The sequence below is a fragment of the Flavobacterium nitrogenifigens genome (assembly GCF_003254565.1).
GTDB classification, from domain to species: domain Bacteria; phylum Bacteroidota; class Bacteroidia; order Flavobacteriales; family Flavobacteriaceae; genus Flavobacterium; species Flavobacterium nitrogenifigens.
In genome coordinates, this window is the sequence record NZ_QJRI01000099.1 from 1 (window position 1) to 506 (window position 506).

At 37.4% G+C, this 506-nt stretch carries 1 protein-coding gene; it reads right to left on the minus strand.

The genetic code is table 11. The annotated features are described in order from the left end of the window. A partial coding sequence (locus DM397_RS00430; protein ID WP_239457751.1) for a condensation domain-containing protein occupies nucleotides 1–506 on the minus strand: 506 nt, incomplete at both ends.

The window sequence follows — 506 nt, forward strand, 5'->3', positions numbered from 1 at the left end:
TGGCTGATATTCGCCCCATTATAGGTCTGAACCAAAGGACGTGTTTTAAAACTCGGAAGATCCAAAACAGGTAATTCTCCTTCAAATTGATTTAACCAATAAGCTTCTGAGGCCTGATGTTTGGCTTGCTGCAATGCTCCATTGAGCCAAACAGCATAATCTTTATACTGAATGCCCAATTCCGGAAAATCAACTTTTTTTCCTTGTATTAGTCTGTTATAGGCCTCTACAACTTCAGAAACCAGGAGTTCCATAGACCAGCCGTCTCCAATGATATGATGCATCGATAAAAAGAAAACATATTCCTGTTCTTTTACCTTCAACAATGAAGCTCTTATAAGAGGTGCTTTTTCTAAATCAAATGCCTCATGGTTTCTTTCTTCTATATACTTTGCAATGGCTTCTTGCTGGTTTTCTGCTAAACTGAAGTCTTCACTGGATATCTTAAAATCTAATTGTTCTGCAGGGATAATATATTGTCTGATATCCCCTTCATTATCTGCTTT